Annotated in this window: 13 protein-coding genes; 11 read left to right on the forward strand and 2 right to left on the reverse strand. The window is 68.7% G+C overall.

The window, feature by feature from the left end:
• The first annotated feature begins 174 nt into the window (after positions 1 to 174).
• Entirely contained in the window at positions 175 to 1,110 is a 936-nt protein-coding gene (locus tag RIC31_RS20255; RefSeq protein ID WP_350111961.1) for a calcium/sodium antiporter, read from the forward strand.
• Positions 1,111 to 1,261: 151 nt separating this feature from the next.
• Here RIC31_RS20255 and RIC31_RS20260 read toward each other — a convergent pair whose 3' ends face one another.
• Positions 1,262 to 1,717 carry a GatB/YqeY domain-containing protein gene (locus RIC31_RS20260; protein ID WP_350111963.1) on the reverse strand — a complete coding sequence of 152 codons (456 nt, stop codon included), beginning with the start codon at positions 1,715 to 1,717 and terminating at the stop codon, positions 1,262 to 1,264.
• Between the two features lie 272 nt (positions 1,718 to 1,989).
• Here RIC31_RS20260 and carA point away from each other — a divergent pair, with 272 nt between their 5' ends.
• From carA to greA, 4 genes are all read left to right on the forward strand, one after another.
• The gene (gene carA / locus RIC31_RS20265; protein WP_350111965.1) at positions 1,990 to 3,171 is read left to right on the forward strand and encodes a glutamine-hydrolyzing carbamoyl-phosphate synthase small subunit; all 1,182 of its coding nucleotides are present in this window, start codon (positions 1,990 to 1,992) and stop codon (positions 3,169 to 3,171) included.
• 1 nt (position 3,172) lies between these two features.
• Positions 3,173 to 3,919 carry a hypothetical protein gene (locus RIC31_RS20270; RefSeq protein ID WP_350111967.1) on the forward strand — a complete coding sequence of 249 codons (747 nt, stop codon included), beginning with the start codon at positions 3,173 to 3,175 and terminating at the stop codon, positions 3,917 to 3,919.
• Positions 3,919 to 7,188, forward strand: a complete 3,270-nt coding sequence (carB, locus tag RIC31_RS20275) for a carbamoyl-phosphate synthase large subunit (protein WP_350111969.1) — start codon at positions 3,919 to 3,921, stop codon at positions 7,186 to 7,188. The genes RIC31_RS20270 and carB overlap by 1 nt, the downstream gene beginning before the upstream one ends.
• Before the next feature lie 111 nt (positions 7,189 to 7,299).
• The gene (gene greA, locus RIC31_RS20280; RefSeq protein ID WP_350111971.1) at positions 7,300 to 7,773 is read left to right on the forward strand and encodes a transcription elongation factor GreA; all 474 of its coding nucleotides are present in this window, start codon (positions 7,300 to 7,302) and stop codon (positions 7,771 to 7,773) included.
• A 119-nt stretch (positions 7,774 to 7,892) separates the two neighbouring features.
• Here greA and RIC31_RS20285 read toward each other — a convergent pair whose 3' ends face one another.
• Positions 7,893 to 8,402, reverse strand: coding sequence for an Lrp/AsnC family transcriptional regulator (locus RIC31_RS20285; protein WP_350111973.1), 510 nt, complete (start codon positions 8,400 to 8,402; stop codon positions 7,893 to 7,895).
• A gap of 152 nt (positions 8,403 to 8,554) precedes the next feature.
• On the opposite strand from RIC31_RS20285, the gene RIC31_RS20290 reads away from it, so the two are divergent.
• The 6 genes from RIC31_RS20290 to RIC31_RS20315 all read left to right on the forward strand — a co-directional run bounded on the left by RIC31_RS20290 (position 8,555) and on the right by RIC31_RS20315 (position 15,397).
• Complete coding sequence (locus tag RIC31_RS20290) at positions 8,555 to 9,535, forward strand: mitochondrial fission ELM1 family protein (protein WP_350111976.1); 981 nt, start codon at positions 8,555 to 8,557, stop codon at positions 9,533 to 9,535.
• Positions 9,532 to 10,065: a GNAT family N-acetyltransferase gene (locus RIC31_RS20295; RefSeq protein WP_350111978.1), complete on the forward strand. Its 534-nt coding sequence runs from the start codon at positions 9,532 to 9,534 to the stop codon at positions 10,063 to 10,065. Before RIC31_RS20290 ends, RIC31_RS20295 begins: the two co-directional genes overlap by 4 nt.
• An 80-nt stretch (positions 10,066 to 10,145) precedes the next feature.
• On the forward strand, positions 10,146 to 12,080 hold the full coding sequence (locus RIC31_RS20300) for a hypothetical protein (RefSeq protein WP_350111980.1): 1,935 nt from the start codon (positions 10,146 to 10,148) through the stop codon (positions 12,078 to 12,080).
• A 152-nt stretch (positions 12,081 to 12,232) separates the two neighbouring features.
• Positions 12,233 to 13,204: a thioredoxin-disulfide reductase gene (trxB, locus tag RIC31_RS20305; protein WP_350111982.1), complete on the forward strand. Its 972-nt coding sequence runs from the start codon at positions 12,233 to 12,235 to the stop codon at positions 13,202 to 13,204.
• A gap of 121 nt (positions 13,205 to 13,325) precedes the next feature.
• Positions 13,326 to 14,216: a LysR family transcriptional regulator gene (locus tag RIC31_RS20310; protein WP_350111984.1), complete on the forward strand. Its 891-nt coding sequence runs from the start codon at positions 13,326 to 13,328 to the stop codon at positions 14,214 to 14,216.
• A gap of 377 nt (positions 14,217 to 14,593) precedes the next feature.
• Entirely contained in the window at positions 14,594 to 15,397 is an 804-nt protein-coding gene (locus RIC31_RS20315; protein ID WP_350111986.1) for a Crp/Fnr family transcriptional regulator, read from the forward strand.
• Positions 15,398 to 15,484 lie beyond the last annotated feature (87 nt).

Raw genomic sequence — 15,484 nt, forward strand, 5'->3', positions numbered from 1 at the left:
AAGCGTTTCGCCGCCGTCGGATGGCAGCCATGCGCCGCACGCAGGTGCGGGTATGCTGGATCGCCCGTGGCGGACGGCCGTGCGAACCCCATCTACAGCCGCTGACCCCCGAACTCGTGGCCCCGCAATCGGCGGGCGGCGCGGCCGCCCGTCCCCCTTGGAGTGGATCGACCCATGACGACGCTGATGCTGCTGGCCGGCCTCGTACTCCTGTTGCTCGGCGGCGAGGTGCTGGTGCGCGGGGCCGCCGCGTTGGCCGAGCGCTTCGGCGTGCCGTCCTTCGTGATCGGCGTGGTGGTCGTGGGCTTCGGCACCTCGGCACCCGAGCTGGTGACCAGCGTCGAGGCGGCGTTGATCGGCGCGCCCGGCATCGCGGTCGGCAACATCGTCGGTTCCAACATCGCCAACATCCTGCTGATCCTCGGCCTGACCGCCGCGCTGATGCCGATCGCGGTCGACCGCGCGGTGCTCCGGCGCGACGGCTCGGTGGCGCTGGCGGTCGCGGTCGCCTGCCTGGGCCTGGCGATGCTCGACATCGTCGACCGGCTGACCGGCGCGCTGCTGGTGGCCGGGCTGGTCGCCTATGTCTACGTCACGATCCGGCATCCGACCTGCCCCGACTGCCCGGCCCCGCAGGACGCCGGGGCCGGCGCCGCGCCGACCCGGCTGCCGGTGGCGGTGCTGCTGTCGCTGGCCGGGCTGGTGATGGTGGTGTTCGGCGCCGACCTGCTGGTGTCGGCGGCGGTGATCCTGGCCCGCAGCACCGGGATCTCGGAGTCGGTCATCGGGCTGACCGTGGTGGCGGTCGGCACCTCGCTGCCGGAACTCGCCACCTCGCTGGTCGCGGCGATGCGGCGCCAGGCCGACATCGCGCTCGGCAACATCCTCGGCAGCAACATCTACAACGTGCTGGGGATTCTCGGCGTCACGGCCATCGTGGAGCCGATCGACATCCCGGACGACATCGCCGGGACGGACATCTGGGTGATGGTCGCGGCGACCCTGCTGCTGATGGTGTTCGCCGCCACCGGGCGGCGGATCTGCCGGCTGGAGGGATTCGGTTTCCTGGCGCTGTACGGCGGCTATATCGGCTGGCTGACGGTCGGCTGAGAAGCGGTCGGCACCGTAGCGGCGGGTGGGTTCCGGGTCGCGCTGCGCTTGCCCGGAATGACGACCTCAGCAATTCGTCATTCCGGAGCGGATCGCCGCAGGCGGGACGCATCCGGAACCCACGAAGCGACGGGCGCCCGGCGCCCCGCCGTCAGACCAGCGAGGCGCGCACGATGCCCGAGACCTTCGAGAAGTCCATGCGGCCCGGATAGCGTTCCTTCAGGGCGGCCATGGTGCGGCCCATGTCCTTCAGGTTGGAGGCGCCGATCTCCTTGATCGTCGTCTTGACCGCGGTCTCCATCTCGTCGCCCTCGATGGGCGTCGGCATGAAGCGCCGGATGACGTCGATCTCCTCCTGCTCCTGCTCGGCCAGCTCGCAGCGCCCGCCCTGCTCGTAGAGCCGGATCGACTCCTGGCGCTGCTTGATCATGGTCTGCAGCATGGCGAGGACCTCGTCCTCGCCGACGCCGTCCATGACGCCCTTCTCGCGCACGGCGATGTCGCGGTCCTTCAGGGCCGCGAGAATCAACCGAACGGTGGCGACGGCGCGGGTGTCCTTCGCGCGCATCGCATCCTTCAAGGCTGTAGTCAGTTGTTCGCGCAACATTGTCGGTTCTCCCCAAGGACCGAGACCGTCGCCCGTCGTCCGCCGGCGAAAAGGCGGAAGCCGGACATTACAGGATCGGCCCGCACCATGCAAACGGGGCCCGGAATTGCAAGACATTGATTTTACTGCATTCTCGCAGATTCTTCCGGCTTGACGCCGGGCGGCCTTTCGCCTATCAACCCGCCAATTTGCCCGTTCGCAACCGGTTTTCAACCCCAGCGCCGTCGCTGGGTTCCCGGGCGCGCGGGCACCCGCCCGACCGGAGCCCGCCCATGTCCGACCCCACCGCGCCCGCCCCTCCCCCGCCCGGCGCCACCGGCGCCCTCGTGCTCGCCGACGGCACGGTGTTCTGGGGGCGAGGGCTCGGCGCCGCGGTCTCGAAGGTCGGCGAGGTCTGCTTCAACACCTCGATGAGCGGCTACCAGGAGATCCTCACGGACCCCTCCTACGCCGGCCAGATCATCACCTTCACCTTCCCGCATATCGGCAATGTCGGGGCCAACCCGAACGACCTGGAGAGCACCACGCCGGCCTCGCTCGGCTGCGTGCTGCGGGCCGACGTCACCGACCCGTCGAACTACCGGGCCACCCGGCACCTGGACGACTGGCTGAAGTCGGTCGACCTGCCCGGCCTCGCCGGCGTCGACACCCGCCGCCTGACCCGCCGGATCCGCGACCTGGGGGCGCCGCACGGCGTGCTGTGCCATGCCCCCGACGGCGACATCGACGTGGCGGCGCTGCGCAAGCTGGCGGCCGAATGGCCGGGCCTGGAGGGCATGGACCTGGCGAAGCAGGTGTCGTGCACCCAGACCTACGGCTGGACCGAGACGCTCTGGGGCTTCGCCGACGACGGCCGCGGCGACGCCTTCGGCACGCTCGCCGAGCCGCGCTTCCACGTGGTCGCGGTCGACTACGGTGCGAAGCGCAACATCCTGCGCAACCTGGCCTCCCAGGGCTGCCGGGTGACCGTGGTGCCGGCCGGCACCACCGCCGACGAGATCCTCGGCCACGCGCCGGACGGGGTGTTCCTGGCGAACGGCCCGGGCGACCCGGCGGCGACCGGGATCTACGCGGTGCCGGAGCTGCGCCGGCTGATCGACAGCGGCAAGCCGGTGTTCGGCATCTGCCTCGGCCACCAGATGCTGGCCCTGGCGCTGGGGGCCAGGACCGAGAAGATGCACATGGGCCACCGGGGTGCGAACCACCCGGTCAAGGACCTGGAGACCGGCAAGGTCGAGATCACCAGCCAGAACCACGGCTTCGTCGTCGCCGAGGGCTCGCTGCCCGACGGGGTGACGGTCACCCACCGCTCGCTGTTCGACGGCACCATCGAGGGCCTGAAGGTCGACGGCCGGCCGGTGTTCTCCGTGCAGTATCACCCGGAGGCCTCGCCGGGGCCGATGGACAGCCACTACCTGTTCGCCCGTTTCCGGGAGTTGATGGAGAACGCGTAAGATGGCGAAGCGATTTCCATTTCGGGTTGACGTCGAAGCTTATATTTTGAGTCAACTGTACGAAGATACCCACCTTTCTCAGAATTCATTTATGGTCGAGCCATCCGATGAGCCGCTCAATTATCTATTCGCCGAGAAATTCTCCGATGAAATCGGACGTGAATTTTGCGCAATTTGTATTCAAGGATTGTTTTCCAGAGGTTATGTCCGGAAGATTAACTTGGTTTCAGGGCCAGAACCAGATGCCGATATAGTTAGATATATTTTTCAGATAACAGAAAAAGGAATATCATTCATTGAAAATAAACTGAAAGACAACAAAGAACCATACACGTCGGCAGTTGATAATATTGAAAAATTCAAAGCGGATAACGGAATATCATCAACTGAGTCTACGGTGCATGAATACCAAGCACCACCGGGCGTCGGACACAACAGTGGAACTATTCTAGACCTGGATGACAGGCCAGAAGATGTGGCCCGCGGAATTGAGAAGATTGAGTTGGCGATCGAGACTATTCGATCAGACAATAAACTCGATACCTCCGTTCGCGACGTATCAATAGCTGCCCTGGATGTTGGAAAACAAACATTCTTAAGAAAAGGCAAAGTTCTTATGGGCGCATTGCTGGATCCAATATTCCTAGGAATCAAAATAGCAATCGAAAAAACAACGACGGAAATTGTAAAAGTGAAACTCGCAGATATCTGGGATTGGTTCTCAAAGCTGTTTGACGGTGGTTCCTAATGCCTAAGCGCACCGACATCCAGAGCATCCTGATCGTCGGCGCCGGGCCGATCGTCATCGGCCAGGCCTGCGAGTTCGACTACTCCGGGACCCAGGCCTGCAAGGCGCTGCGCGAGGAGGGCTACCGGGTGATCCTGGTGAACTCCAACCCGGCGACCATCATGACCGACCCGGGCACCGCCGACGCCACCTACATCGAGCCGATCACGCCGGAGATGGTCCGCAAGGTGATCGAGCGCGAGCGCCCGGACGCCATGCTGCCGACCATGGGCGGGCAGACCGCGCTGAACATCGCCCGCTCGCTGGCGCGCGACGGCACCCTCGCCGAGTTCGGAGTCGAGCTGATCGGCGCCGACCTGGAGGCCATCGAGAAGGCCGAGGACCGCCAGCAGTTCCAGGCGGCGATGACGGCGATCGGCCTCGACACCCCGCGCTCGCGCCAGATCGGCAAGTTCGAGGATGCCGCCGACGCGCTCGAGCATGTCGGGTTGCCGGCGATCATCCGCCCCAGCTACACGCTCGGCGGCCAGGGCGGCGGCATCGCCTACAACCGCGAGGAATACGAGCAGATCGTCCAGAACGGCCTGCGGCTGTCGCCCTCCCACGAGGTGCTGATCGAGGAATCGGTGCTCGGCTGGAAGGAATACGAGATGGAGGTGATCCGCGACCGCGCGGACAACTGCATCATCGTCTGCTCGATCGAGAACGTCGACCCGATGGGGGTGCACACCGGCGACTCGATCACCGTGGCGCCGGCGCTGACCCTGACCGACAAGGAATACCAGCGCATGCGGAACGCCTCGATCGCGGTGCTGCGCGAGATCGGGGTGGATACCGGCGGCTCGAACGTGCAGTTCGCCCTCGACCCGGCGACCGGCCGGCAGATCGTCATCGAGATGAACCCGCGGGTGTCGCGGTCGTCGGCGCTGGCCTCCAAGGCGACCGGCTTCCCGATCGCCAAGATCGCCGCCAAGCTGGCGGTCGGCTACACCCTGGACGAGCTCGACAACGACATCACCAAGGTGACGCCGGCCAGCTTCGAGCCGACCATAGACTACGTGGTCACCAAGATCCCGCGCTTCACCTTCGAGAAGTTCCCGGGCGCCGACGCCCGGCTGACCACCTCGATGAAGTCGGTCGGCGAGGTCATGGCGATCGGCCGGACCTTCGCGGAGTCGCTGCAGAAGGCGCTGCGCGGCCTGGAGACCGGGCTGTGCGGCCTGGACCCGGTCGAGCTGCCGGGCACCGAGGGCGGCGAGATCGACCGCCAGCAGGTGACCGCGGCACTCAGCGTGCCGACCTCCGAGCGGCTGCTGAACGTCGCCCAGGCGCTCCGCGCCGGCATGACGGTCGAGGAGGTGCACGCCGCCTGCCACATCGATCCGTGGTTCCTGGCCCGCATCAAGGAGATCGTCGAGGCCGAGGCGAAGCTGGCGGCCGACGGCCTGCCGGACGACTCGGCCGGCTGGGTGCAGGTCAAGGCCATGGGCTTCTCCGACGCCCGGCTCGGCCAGCTCACCGCCCATGAGGAAGAGGTGGTGGCGGCCCGCCGCCGCTCCGCCGGGGTGCGGCCGGTGTTCAAGCGCATCGACACCTGCGCCGGCGAGATCCCGTCGGACACGCCCTACATGTACTCGACCTACGAGACCGGCATGGTCGGTCCGGACGGCGCGCTGGCGGCCGAGAACGAGGCCGACCCGACCGACCGCCGCAAGATCGTGATCCTGGGCGGCGGCCCGAACCGGATCGGCCAGGGCATCGAGTTCGACTACTGCTGCGTCCACGCCGCCTACGCGCTGTCGGAGGCCGGGTTCGAGACCATCATGGTCAACTGCAACCCGGAGACCGTCTCGACCGACTACGACACCTCGGACCGGCTGTATTTCGAGCCGCTGACCGCCGAGGACGTGACCGAGATCGTCGAGATCGAGCGCTCCAGGGGCGAGGTGCTGGGCGTCATCGTGCAGTTCGGCGGCCAGACCCCGCTGAAGCTCGCCGCCGCGCTTGAGAAGGCGCAGATCCCGATCCTCGGGACCTCGCCCGACGCCATCGACCTGGCCGAGGACCGCGAGCGCTTCCAGAAGCTGCTGCACAAGCTCGAGCTGCGCCAGCCGGAGAACGGGACGGCGACGTCCACCGAGCAGGCCGAGAAGGTCGCCGAGACCATCGGCTACCCGGTGGTGATCCGCCCGTCCTACGTGCTCGGCGGCCGGGCCATGGAGATCGTGCACGACGTCGAGGGCCTGCGCCGCTACATGCGCACCGCCGTCGTGGTGTCGGGCAGGAACCCGGTGCTGATCGACAGCTTCCTGCGCAACGCCACCGAGATCGACGTCGACGCGGTGGCCGACGGCACCGACGTGTTCATCGCCGGCGTGATGGAGCACATCGAGGAGGCCGGCATCCACTCCGGCGACAGCGCCTGCTCGCTGCCGCCGGTATCGCTCTCGGCGGCGATCGTCGACGAGGTCAAGCGCCAGACCGGCATGCTGGCCCGCGGCCTGGGCGTGGTCGGCCTGATGAACGTGCAGTTCGCGGTCAAGGACGACGAGGTGTTCATCCTCGAGGTCAACCCGCGCGCCAGCCGGACCGTGCCGTTCGTCGCCAAGGCGACCGGCGTGCCGATCGCCAAGATCGCCTCGCGGGTGATGGCCGGCGAGAAGCTGGCCGGCTTCGCGCTGTCGGAGCGTCCGCTCGGCCACATCGCGGTCAAGGAGGCGGTGTTCCCGTTCGCCCGCTTCCCCGGCACCGACATCATCCTCGGCCCGGAGATGCGCTCGACCGGCGAGGTCATGGGCATCGACCGCAGCTTCGACCGGGCGTTCGCCAAGTCGCAGCTCGGGGCCGGGGTGGTGCTGCCGGAGACCGGCACGGTGTTCGTGTCGGTGCGCGACGCCGACAAGGCGGCCCTGGTGAGGATCGCCGGCGACCTGCATCGCCTGGGCTTCCAGCTGATGGCGACGGCCGGCACGGCGGATGCTCTGGAGGCCGAGGATATTCCCGCGCACCGTGTGAAGAAGGTGCTGGAGGGGCGGCCGCACATCGTCGACAACATGCTGTCCGGACACGTCGACCTGGTGATCAATACCACCGAGGGAGCCCAGGCCATCCGGGACAGTTTCAGCTTGCGCCACACCGCCCTCACCCACAATATTCCCTATTACACGACCGTCGAGGGCGCCCGCGCGGCGGTTCGAGCGATCGCGGCGATGAAGGCCGGGCGCCTTGAAGTGGCTCCCCTGCAGTCCTACTTGACCGGGTCGTTCTGACGGTCGCGGCGTGCGCGGGGGGCCGGTCCGGTAACCCGACATCGCCGGGACACGACAACGGCGCCTCCGACGGGCGGCATGGATATGTAGGGCAACGGACAGCGTGGGCCGATGGACAAGGTTCCGATCACAGCAAGTGGCTTTCAGCGGCTGCAGGAAGAACTGAGGCAGCTGAAGACCGTCGAGCGTCCCGCGGTGATCAAGGCGATCGCCGAGGCACGCGAGCATGGCGACCTTTCGGAGAACGCCGAGTACCACGCTGCGCGTGAACGCCAGTCCTTCATCGAGGGCCGGGTCGCCGAGCTCGAGGACGTCACCAGCCGGTGCGAGGTGATCGACGTCAAGAAACTGTCGGGCGACACCGTGACCTTCGGCGTCACCGTCGAGGTCGCGGACGAGGATACCGACGAGGAAACCAAGTACACGATCGTCGGGCCCTACGAGGCCGACCTGTCCAAGGGCATGATCTCCACCGCCTCGCCGATCGCCCGCGCGCTGATCGGCAAGCGGGTCGGCGATTCCGTCGAGGTCGCCACACCGCGCGGCGCCAAGAGCCTGGAAATCCTGTCGATCGCGATCCAGTAGCCCTTCGAGGCGCGCCGCCACACGGCGCGCTCCTCAGGATGAGGAGGCTAACGGTGAGGCTCCCGTGCGCGGGCGCCTCGTCCTGAGGTGCCCTCCGCGGAGCGGAGGGCCACGAAGGGTTACGCCCCCTCGTGCTCCTCGTCGTGATCCTCGGGCTCTTCCTCGATCGGCACCCCCGGCAGGCGCTTGCGGGTGCGGATCACCAGGGCGGTCTTGACGTTGGAGACCAGCGGCGCCGGCGTCACCTTTGACGTCAGGAACTTCTGGAACGCGTCCCAGTCCTTGGCGACGATCTTGAGCAGGAAGTCCGCCTCGCCCATCAGCATGTGGCACTCGCGGACCTCGGGCCACTCGCCGACCATCTGCTCGAACCGGGCGAGGTCGGCCTCGGCCTGGCTGGTCAGGCCGACATGGGCGTAGATGGTGACCGTGAAGCCGAGCATTTCGGGCGAGACGTCGGCATGGTAACCCCTGATGTACCCGGCCTCCTCCAGGGCGCGCACGCGCCGCAGGCAGGGCGGGGCGGATATCCCGGCCCGGCTCGCCAGGTCCACATTGGTCATGCGGCCGTCGTCCTGGAGATCGCGCAGAATGCGGCGATCGATCCGGTCAAGTTTCACGCGACGCATCGCGCGGCTCCCATTTGAGTGAAGATGTCGGAGTGAACGAAGGAGATCGGCGCCGGAAGCGCCACAGCAATCAACATAGGCATACCCGTCATGTCGCGCAAGATTATTACACAAACGTGATATAAATGTCCAAGAATCCCGCCGAATCACCGATGCCCAACGCTCAGCAGCCGCTGACCTGGATTCTGACCGACGGCACTGTCGGCATGCGGATCCAGTGCCTGGGCCTCGCCAAGGCGGCCGGCCTGACGCCAATCGTCAAGCGCATCCACCCCAGCCTGCTGCTGCGCGCGCTGCCGGTGCTCGGCCGGGTTCCCGGCGTGCCGGCCACGGCCGGCGGCGACCCGCTGGTCGCGCCCTGGCCCGACGTGGTGATCTCCTGCGGCCGGCGCACCGCCGGGGCGGCGCTGGCGGTCAAGCGGCTGTCGGGCGGCCGGGCCTTCGTGGCGCATATCCAGGACCCGCGCCTGAACCCCCGGCACTTCGACCTGCTGGTGGTGCCCGAGCACGACCCGACCCGCGGCCGCAACGTGGTCACCACCCTCGGCGCCCTCAACCCGCACGATCCCGAAATCCTGGCGCAGGCCGCCCGGCAGTGGGAGGTCGAGGCCGAGGGCCTGCGGCGCCCGCTGGTGGCGGTCATGGTCGGCGGCAGCAACAAGCGCTACGACTTCTCGCCCGACGCGGTCGCCCGGTTCGTCGCCCAGTTGCGGGACGTCGCCGACGCCGGCGCCGGGCTGCTGGTCGCGACCTCGCGCCGCACCGACGAGGCGACCCGGGCGGCGTTGCGCGACGGCTTGGCCGGTCGCGCCGCGATCGTGTGGACCGGCGACGGCGAGAACCCGTATCTCGGCTTCCTGGCGCTCGCCGACGCGCTGGTGGTCACCTCGGACTCGGTGAACATGGCGTCCGAGGCCTGCGCCACCGGCAAACCGGTCCACATCGCCTCGGTCGAGCCGGAGAGCGGACGGCTCGCGGCCTTCCACGAGCGGCTGCGGGCCGCCGGCCACAGCCGGCCGTTCGCCGGCCGCATCGAGACCTGGTCGCACCCGCCGCTCGACGAGACCCCGCGGGTCGGCGAGATCCTGCGCCGTCGGCTGGCGGACGCCGGCCTGCTGCCCGGCCGGGAATGATCGAGACGCCGCGCCTCCGGCTCCGGCCCTGGCGGGACGCCGATCGCACGGCCTTCGCCGCGATGCTCGCCGACCCTGCGGTCATGCAGGACCTGGGCGGGACGGTCGACCGGGCGGCCGCCGACGCCAAGCTGGACCGCTACGTCGCGACCCTGGCGCAGGCCGGCACCGCCCGGCTGGCGGTGACCGGCCACGACGACGGGTTCCTCGGCTATGCCGGCGTCATGCCGCTCGAGCCCGGCCATCCTGCCGGCGCCGCCTTCGACGTCGGCTGGCGACTGGTTCGCGCCGCCTGGGGCTGGGGCTTCGCGACCGAGGCCGCGGCGGCGGCATTGCACGATGCCTTCGACCGGCTGGGCCTGCCGGAAGTCGTCGCCTTCACCGCGCCGGACAACTTGCGCTCGCAGGCGGTGATGCAGCGGCTGGGCATGCACAGGGATCCGGGCCGCGACTTCACGGCCGCATGGGGCGGCGGCGACTGGCACGGGCTGGTCTGGACGGCTCGCCCGACCCCGGCGACCGGCGCCTGAGCCATCCGGCCGCGTTGCCCGAAGCGTCCCGGTCGGGTATGCATCCGGGCGACTTCGCACCGACCGCACCCGGACGTGCCATGGCCCTCAAGATCGATACCTTCTCGAACCAGGTCGGCGGCTTCAGCTTCTTCAAGGCCGTCGGCCACCCGCTGACCGCCGACGCGCTGGACAACCTGCTGTCCCGCCTCGCCGACGCCGGCCCGGTGGCGCTGTACGACCCGATGGGCCATCTCGGCACCCTGGCGGAGCTGCACGACCTCACCCGCCTGACGGTCGCCGGCGTGTTCGTCCAGGCGGTGGAGCGGATCGGCGAGGACGTCCTGGGTCATGCCGCGCAACCGGTGACCGCGCTGCCGGACTGCGCGGCGCGGACCGTGCTGATCGCCGGCTTCGATGCCGCGCGGGCCGCCGACCACATCCGGCACCTGCTGCCGGCCGGCGCCGAGCTGGTCACCCTGGACGCGGCGCGCCTGCCGGACGGCATGCTGAGCAACCCGCGCAAATACCTGGACCCGCTGAACTTCGCCACCAACCTCGGCTTCCTGCGCGACGAGGCCGGCCGCCACACCCGGCTGGTCACCGCCAACTACTGGACCGGCTACGGCGCCCGCGACCTGCGGCTGTGGCTGCGGCTGTTCGACGCCGACGGCGGCGTGCTCGCGACCTGGGAGCAGCCGCTCGCGGACGGCGTCTCCGGCATCGTGATCGACAGCGCCGAGGTGCGCCGGCGCTTCGGCCTCGGCAACTTCGCCGGCACCCTGTTCATCCACGCCATCGGCGCCCGCGGCCACGACGTCGTCAAATACGCCGTCGACACCTATGGCGACGCCGACGACGAGTTGTCCTGCACCCACGACGCCAACGCATGGCCGGCCGACCTCTATGCCGGGCTGCCGGCCCCGAAGGACGGCGAGCGCGTCACCCTGTGGCTGCAGAACGCCCATCCGACGCCGGTCCCGGCCGGGGCCATCGGCCTCAACCTGATGGGCCGCCACGACATCCGCGCCTTCGACCAGGCGATCCCGGGCTTCGGCTGCCGGCCACTCGACCCGGCGGCGCTGTTCCCGGAGCAGCGCTGGCCGGCCCAGTTCGAGCTGCAGGCCGGCAAGCACGTGGTGCGACCGCGCTACGAGATCCGCGCCGGCAACCGCCGCAACCGCATCGCCCACGTCAACGTCGAGCGGGTCGACCTGAAGCCGGACCCGCGGATCGCCGAGGCCGCCCGGTATCTCGGCAAGGGCTGGATCCTGCCGGCGCCGGTCCTGCCGCTCGACCGCTACCGGTCGTTCGCGCTGCCGACCCCGATGTCGACCGCGCAGGACCGGCTGCCGATCCAGGCGGTGCTGTACGACGCCGACGGCAGCGAGGCGGCGCGCCACCGCTTCGGGATGCTGTCGCGCTCCGACAGCGTGGCGATCGAGGCCGGCGAACTGCTGAACGGCGGCGGCCTGGACTCCGGTTACGGTCACATCGAGCTGATCTACGACTTCGAGGCCGGCGCCCCCGGCGATGCCCCTGGGGACGCTCCCGACGGCTGGCTGCACGGCCTGTTCCGCTATGAGGACCGGCAGACCGGCCATGCCGCCGACACCAGCTTCGGCGCCCATGTCTTCAACGGCGTGCTGACCTTCAAGGGCGAGCCGCAGAGCTATGGCGGGCCGCCGCCGGGGCTCTCGACCCGGCTGTTCCTGCGGCTCGGCCACGACCTGGACCGGGTCGACACGCTGTGCCACCTGATCTACCCGGCCTCCACGCCCTGGCACGAGGCGTCGGCGACCGAGCTGGTGCTGACCGCGGCCGACGGCGCCGAGATCGCCCGCGCGCCGCTGGCCATCGCCTGTGGCGGCTCGCGGCTGTGGCGGGCCTCGGAGATGTTCGGGCCGGCCGACCTCGCGAAGGCGGCCGGCGGCGGCTACGTGCTGATCCGCGACACCACCTGCCGGCTGTTCGGCTATCACGGCCTGATCCGCGACGGCGCGGCGTTCTCGCTGGACCACATGTTCGGGTTCTGAGCCGAGTCGCCGGCCGCGGACCCGGCGAACCGGCCTCCCCCGCGGCCGGCGACTCGGCGCGGTTGCGGCACGGATGAATGTCACGGGAAGCCCGGTTGAGAGCGCCCGGCGGCGCCACTATGTTGGGCGGGTTCCCACGGACGGAGGAGTCGATGGCCGAGCATCGCGTGAAGGTTCTGATCATCGGCGCAGGAGCCGCCGGCCTGACCGCCGGCATCTACACGGCGCGCGCCAACCTCTCGCCGATGCTGGTGGCCGGGCTGCAGCCGGGCGGCCAGATGACCATCACCTCCGAGGTCGAGAACTACCCGGGCTTCGCCGACGTGATCCAGGGCCCCTGGCTCATGGAGCAGATGCAGAAGCAGGCCGAGCATGTCGGCACCACCATCGTCAGCGACGTGATCGTCGAGGTCGACTTCTCGACCCGGCCGCTGCGCTGCATCGGCGACAACGGTGACGTCTACCTCGCCGACTCGGTGATCGTGGCGACCGGCGCCCAGGCGCGCTGGCTCGGGCTGCCGAGCGAGCGGCACTTCAACGGCCGCGGCGTCTCGGCCTGCGCGACCTGCGACGGCTTCTTCTACCGCGACAAGGACGTGGTGGTGGTCGGCGGCGGCAACACCGCCGTCGAGGAGGCGCTGTATCTCGCCAACATCTGCAACTCGGTGACGCTGGTGCATCGGCGCGACAGCCTGCGCGCCGAGAAGATCATGCAGGACCGGCTGTTCCGGAACCCCAAGGCGCGGGTGATCTGGGACCACGTGGTCGACGAGGTGATCGGCGGCGACGGCCCGTTCGCCGGCGTCGAGGCGGTGCGCATCAAGAACGTGAACAGCGGCGACACCACCGTGATCCCGGCCGAGGGGCTGTTCGTGGCGATCGGCCACGACCCGGCGACCAAGCCGTTCCGCGGCCACCTGCCGGTCGACGAAGAAGGCTACCTGATCGCCGAGCCGGGCTCGACCCGCACCACGGTGCCGGGCGTCTTCGCAGCCGGCGACTGCGTCGACAAGGTGTTCCGCCAAGCGGTTACCGCCGCCGGCATGGGCTGCATGGCGGCGCTCGAGTCCGAGCGCTATCTGTCCGAACTGGAGGACTCCACCCAGGCCGCCGCCGCCGAGTAACCGCCCCGCACGCGCGGACGTGCGGAATCGGGTCGCCGGACGAAGGGGTTAACCCGACGACCGGTCTCGTGTAGAGATAGAGGAGCGCGGTCGTGGCCGCGCCACTGTCGGCGGGCGGGTCATGGACTGGGACAAGCTGCGTGTCTTTCATGCGGTCGCGGAGGCCGGCAGCTTCACCCATGCCGGTGACACGCTGAACCTCAGCCAGTCCGCGGTCAGCCGCCAGATCAGCCATCTCGAGGAGAGCCTGCGGGTGCCGCTGTTCCACCGGCACGCCCGCGGCCTGATCCTGACCGAGCAGGGCGAGATCCTGTACCAGACGGCCCGCGACGTGTTCGCCAAGCTGGCGACCACCGAGGCGATCCTCTCGGAGGGCAAGGACCGCCCGAAGGGTCCGCTGCGCCTCACCACCACCGTGGCGCTCGGCTCGAACTGGCTGACCCCGCGCATCGGGGCGTTCCTGGAGCTGTATCCGGAGATCAGCCTGACGCTGATCCTGAACGACAGCGAGCTCGACCTGTCGATGCGCCAGGCCGACGTGGCGCTGCGCCTGACCCCGCCGCGCCAGCCCGACCTGATCCAGCGCCACCTGAAGACCATCAAGTTCCACCTGTACGCCGCGCCGTCCTACCTGAAGGCCGCCGGCGTGCCGCGCACCCCGGCCGACCTCGCCGACCACCGGCTGGTGATCTACGGCGAGACCGCGCATCCGCCGTTCCCGAACGTGAACTGGCTGCTGGACGTGGCGTCCGGGCCGCGCGGCCGGCCGACCTCGGTGCTCCGGGTCAACAACTACTTCGCCATGTACCGCGCCGTGCAGACCGGCATCGGCATCGCCGCCCTGCCCGACTACATGGCGCGCGAGGACGTCAACCTGATCCGCGTGGTGCCCGACCTTGAAGGCCCGCAGGTCCCGGCCTATTTCGTGTACCCGGAGGAGCTCAGGCATTCCAAGCGCATCACGGTGCTGCGGGACTTCCTGATCCAGGAGGTCGCGAAGTCGCAGTTCTGAGCCGAACCGGCGCCCTGCGTGGATGAACGATTCGGCATCGCCAGCCATGCACGCAGCGCATAGCGGAACTGTTGTTTTGCGAATGGTCGTTAAGCGTTCGGCAACCTATTTCTCATACTGTGTGGATGTTGCGTTGCAACATCCCCTCTGAGCCCCCCGCTCAGAGCAGGGCCCTTCGGGGTCCTACGTCTCCCAGACGTGAAGCCTCCCTGTTCAACTTGCCCGGCAGCCCCCGCTGCCGGGCATTTTTCTTTCCCCGGTCACGCCGCCGGCACCGCCTGGGTGCAAGACGTGTCATGTCTGTGCTCTGAGGAACACATCGAACCGCCAGGTGTTCCGCCACTCCGAAGACAAATGTCAGACGGAGCGCCCGAGCGATGAATGACCAGCTGGCCGACACCAACAGAGATATCCGCGATCGTCAGGACGCCAGCAATCTTCTTCAGGCCCTGACCGGGGATGATATGGCGATACTGGCGCGCATCCTGAGCCGCTGGGACGGCGACAGCAACGAAGTGCTGTACGACCCGGGCGACGAGGTCGATCACGTCTATTTTCCTTGTGGACCCAGCATGGTGTCGTTCCGGGTCGCGCTGGCCGACGGCCCCGACGTCGAGACCGTGCTCGTCGGACGCGAGGGCGCGGTCGGCGGGATCGTCAGCCAGGGCCGCCTGCCGGCCTATGCGCGGGCCGTCGTGCAGTACCCCGGGCCGTTCCTACGCGCCGAGACCGCCGCGCTGGAGGCGGCCAAGCACCAGTCCGCGACCCTGCGCCACTTCTTCGCCCGCTACGCCGACTGCCTGCTGGCGCAGGTCTTCCAGTCGGTGGCCTGCAACGCCGCGCATTCGATCGAGCAGCGCACCGCCAAATGGCTGCTCTATGCGGTCGAGCGGACCGGCGACGACCTGATCGCCCTGACCCAGGAGCAGCTCGCCGGCATGCTGGGGGTGGGCCGGACCTACGTGAACCGCGTCATCCAGTCGATGAAGGCGCGCGGCATGCTGCAGACCGGGCGCGGGCGCATGCGGATCCTGGACCGCCCCCGGCTCGACCGGATCGCCTGCCGCTGCGAGCACGACGTCAGGCGGCACTTCGAGGAGGTACTGCGCGGGGTCTACCCCGGCGATCGGGCCGGCCCGACTCTCGACGTCGAAGTCGGCCCCCAGCCCGAACCCGCCTGACCGCCCGGTCGCGCCGCGGCTCTGCTGCAGCCGGCGTCGAAGGATCGAAACGGAAAAATCGATTCCAGTATGTGATTGGAAAACGCT

Source organism: Thalassobaculum sp. (assembly GCF_040219615.1).
Classification (GTDB): Bacteria; Pseudomonadota; Alphaproteobacteria; order Thalassobaculales; family Thalassobaculaceae; genus Thalassobaculum_A.

Bases quoted from the DNA above. Each gene is read 5' to 3' on its own strand.
- RIC31_RS20255 (WP_350111961.1), top strand. From the start codon at position 175: ATGACGACGCTGATGCTGCTGGCCGGCCTCGTACTCCTGTTGCTCGGC.
- RIC31_RS20260 (WP_350111963.1), bottom strand. From the start codon at position 1,717: ATGTTGCGCGAACAACTGACTACAGCCTTGAAGGATGCGATGCGCGCG.
- carA (WP_350111965.1), top strand. From the start codon at position 1,990: ATGTCCGACCCCACCGCGCCCGCCCCTCCCCCGCCCGGCGCCACCGGC.
- RIC31_RS20270 (WP_350111967.1), top strand. From the start codon at position 3,173: ATGGCGAAGCGATTTCCATTTCGGGTTGACGTCGAAGCTTATATTTTG.
- carB (WP_350111969.1), top strand. From the start codon at position 3,919: ATGCCTAAGCGCACCGACATCCAGAGCATCCTGATCGTCGGCGCCGGG.
- greA (WP_350111971.1), top strand. From the start codon at position 7,300: ATGGACAAGGTTCCGATCACAGCAAGTGGCTTTCAGCGGCTGCAGGAA.
- RIC31_RS20285 (WP_350111973.1), bottom strand. From the start codon at position 8,402: ATGCGTCGCGTGAAACTTGACCGGATCGATCGCCGCATTCTGCGCGAT.
- RIC31_RS20290 (WP_350111976.1), top strand. From the start codon at position 8,555: ATGCCCAACGCTCAGCAGCCGCTGACCTGGATTCTGACCGACGGCACT.
- RIC31_RS20295 (WP_350111978.1), top strand. From the start codon at position 9,532: ATGATCGAGACGCCGCGCCTCCGGCTCCGGCCCTGGCGGGACGCCGAT.
- RIC31_RS20300 (WP_350111980.1), top strand. From the start codon at position 10,146: ATGGCCCTCAAGATCGATACCTTCTCGAACCAGGTCGGCGGCTTCAGC.
- trxB (WP_350111982.1), top strand. From the start codon at position 12,233: ATGGCCGAGCATCGCGTGAAGGTTCTGATCATCGGCGCAGGAGCCGCC.
- RIC31_RS20310 (WP_350111984.1), top strand. From the start codon at position 13,326: ATGGACTGGGACAAGCTGCGTGTCTTTCATGCGGTCGCGGAGGCCGGC.
- RIC31_RS20315 (WP_350111986.1), top strand. From the start codon at position 14,594: ATGAATGACCAGCTGGCCGACACCAACAGAGATATCCGCGATCGTCAG.